At 73.5% G+C, this 3,179-nt stretch carries 1 protein-coding gene and 1 pseudogene; one reads left to right on the forward strand and one right to left on the reverse strand.

Annotated elements, in window-relative coordinates:
- Window positions 1-62: pseudogene (locus ACWEPF_RS39695) on the reverse strand (MarR family winged helix-turn-helix transcriptional regulator); the annotation flags it as partial.
- Window positions 63-245: 183 nt separating this feature from the next.
- On the opposite strand from ACWEPF_RS39695, the gene ACWEPF_RS39700 reads away from it, so the two are divergent.
- Window positions 246-3,047: a hypothetical protein gene (locus ACWEPF_RS39700; protein ID WP_452176501.1), complete on the forward strand. Its 2,802-nt coding sequence runs from the start codon at window positions 246-248 to the stop codon at window positions 3,045-3,047.
- Window positions 3,048-3,179: the final 132 nt, after the last annotated feature.

The raw sequence follows: 3,179 nt of genomic DNA on the forward strand, positions 1-3,179 counted from the left end.
TCCGTCTCGACCTTGCGCTGGACCCGCCGGTAGAGCGGGCCGACCAGGGCGAAGACCTCCATCAACCGGGGGGCGAGATCGGGTTCGGGCCGGACCCTACGGGGTCCGGGTGCCACCCCCGTCGGCGTTCACCGGATACCGCGTGGCGGATACGAACGAGTGGACGATAGCCTGCCCCCCCTGGCCCATGATCACGGGCCGGACGGCCGGTGCCGCCGGGCCCGGCGCAATGGGGAGGTTGGGACATGGGGGAGCGCATCCGCGCCCCGCGCCGCGCGGGTGGCGGCAGACGGCTCGCGGCCGCAGCCGCACTGGCGGCGGTGCTGGTCGGCGGTATCGCCGTGCCGTCGCACGCGGAGGGCCCGACGGCCCCGGCCGCGAAGGTCGCCGGTGACGTCACCGGCGACGGCAAGGTGGACGTGGTCACCGCGACCGGGTCGGTGCTGAGCGTGCTGCCGGCCGGCGGTGCGCCCTACGAGGCGGCGGACCGCGGGCCGAGCCCGGTGCCGGACGCCAACGCATGGGGGAACCTGCAGGTCAGCCACCGGGGCAGCGCCACCGGCGGCCGGGTCGACGACCTGTACGTCTTCGACGCCTACAACAGCTCGCTGTACCTGTACCCGAACGACGCCAACTCCGGCGGGAAGCCCGGGTACTTCACGAAGAAGGACAAGGCCGTCAAGGTGGCCAAGCCGGCCACCTGCGCGGCGGGGTCGGACTGCACCGGCTACGACCCGACCTGGAACTCCACCAGCCAGGTGCTGGCCACCGACGGGATCGCGAACAAGGACGGCATGCCCGACCTGATCACGGTCGAGGGCGAGAGCCTCTGGTACTACCCGGGCAAGGCCGGCGGCGCGGTGATCGGCGCCCCGGTCAAGCTCAGTGCGGACGAGGCCTGGCGCTCGACGGTGCTGATGGCCCCGGGCAAGGTCGGCGGCGTCCCCACCCTCTGGGCGGCCCCGGCGAACGGCGCCGTGATCGCCGGTTACCGGCTGGAGTTCGGCCCGGACGGCCTCCCGGTCAAGCGGTTCGCCTCGCCGTTCCCCGCCTTCGAACTGCGGAGCGCCGCGCTGGACTCCGACGGGAACGAGCAGTGCCTCGTCGTGAAGGACGGGATGCGGCAGTGCGGGACCTACCGTTCCACCTTCTGGCGCTTCGCGACCGACGGCACGCTCCGGGCCGGGAACCTCTGCCTGATCCAGCGCGGCGGTGACCTGCTCACCCAGGAGTGCATCGGCGAGCCCGGCCAGCGCTGGAAGCAGGTCGCCGACGGGGGCCTGGCCGCCGCGGACGGCACCTGCCTGACGGTGCTCCCGGGCCGGACCTACGGGACCCGGCCCTGTGACGGTTCGCCGGAGCAGAGCTGGGGCGCTCGGCTGCTGAGCGGGGAGCCCGGACCGAAGCCGTTCCCGGCGCCGCTGGACCTGGTGTCCTTCCGGGCCAAGTCGGACTACGACAGCGAGTACACCGCCGACAGCCGGTTCACCTCGCCGGGCGACCTGGACGGGGACGGGAACCCCGAGCTGGTCACCACGCGGACCGCGCCGCAGGGCCAGGGGGCGGACTGGGTGGTGCGCCGGGGTCTCGACGCGGCCGGCGGAGTCGGCCGGCTCGGCGCGGAGGACGCGCTGGGCGACCTCTCCACCTTCCGGAACCGGATCTCGGACGGCAACCGGCCCGGCTCGCTCCACGTGCTCTACTCGGCGTGCGCGAGTCTGAAGGTGGACCGGTCCGGCAGCCTGGTGCTCACCGAGCTGGCCACCGGCAAGGTGCTCTGGTCGAGCAACACCCCGGGCCACGTCGACGGCCGGATGCTCGTCCGGGCCGACGGCCACCTGGAGCTGATCGGCAACGACCACAGCTCCTACTGGAGCAGCACCGGGCCGATCGGCGCGGGGGCCCACCTGCTCACCGTCCAGGACGACTGCAACGTGGTGCTCCGCAACGTCCAGGCCACGCCGGTCTGGTCGACCCGGACGTACGACCCGGCGCACGAGACCGCCGGGATCCCGCTGCCGGCCGGTCGCCCGCTCAAGGCGGGTGAGCAGGTGGCCGCCGACCGCACGGTGCTGGCCATGGGCACCGACGGGAACCTGGTGCTGACCGACCGTCAGACCTCCTCGGTGCTCTGGACCTCGGGCACCGAGGGCCGCCCCGGTGCGGCCGTGGCCCTGGAGGCGGACGGCAACCTGGTGATCCGGGACGCGGCCGGCGCGCCGCTCTGGTCCAGCGGCACCTGGGGCAACCCCAGCGCCCGGCTGGTCGTCCAGCGCGACGGCGACCTGGTCATGCAGGACGCCGACAGCAAGGTGCTCTGGTCCACCGGCACCCGCTACGGCGGCGTGGAGACCCGGGGCACCGTGATCCCCTCGGGCCGGACGGTGCGGTCGGGCGAGACGGTGGAGTCGAAGGCGGGCCGGCTGGTGATGCAGCCGGACGGGAACCTGGTGCTGTACTCCAAGGCCACCGGCAACGCCCGCTGGTCGACCAGGACCTGGGGCAACCAGGGTGCGGTGGCGACGGTGCAGGGCGACGGCAACCTCGTGGTGAAGGCCGCCGACGGCCGCCCGCTGTGGGGCTCCGGCACCTGGCAGTACCCCAACGCCCGTGCCGTGCTGCAGGACAACCTCGACTTCGCGCTCTACGGCACGGCCGGCTGGTCGGTCTGGTCGACCCGGACGGACAACCGTGAACCGGCCGTGAGCGGCGCGGTGCTGGAGCCGGGTCAGGGGCTGACCAGCGGTCAGGCGCTGGTCAACCTGACGTACGGCCCGTCCGTCCTCACCATGCAGACCGATGGCAACCTGGTCCTGGCCAACGCGGGCCGCGCCCTGTGGTCCAGCCGCACCTGGGGTAACTCCGGTGCCCGGTTCACCCTGCAGCCCGACGGCAACGCGGTGGTCTACGCGGCCGACGGCCGGGCCCTCTGGTCCACCGGGACCTGGGGCCACCAGGGCGCCTACCTCGTCCTGCGAGGTGACGGGAACCTGGTGCTGTACGACGCCGACGGTGTGCAGATCTGGGCCTCCGGGACCCATGTCTAGGGGCTGACGCGCCGTCACTTCCGTGCGGGGGTGGGGGGGGGGGGGGGGGGGGGGGGGGCGAGAGACACCACCCCCCGGGCCACCCCCCCGACGTCCAAAACCGCCAACACGTCGAGGCGGGTGGTGTCGACA

The organism is Kitasatospora sp. NPDC004289 (assembly GCF_053602875.1).

Excerpts from the sequence above, each read along its gene's own strand:
- ACWEPF_RS39700 (WP_452176501.1), top strand. The coding sequence starts at position 246 with ATGGGGGAGCGCATCCGCGCCCCGCGCCGCGCGGGTGGCGGCAGACGG.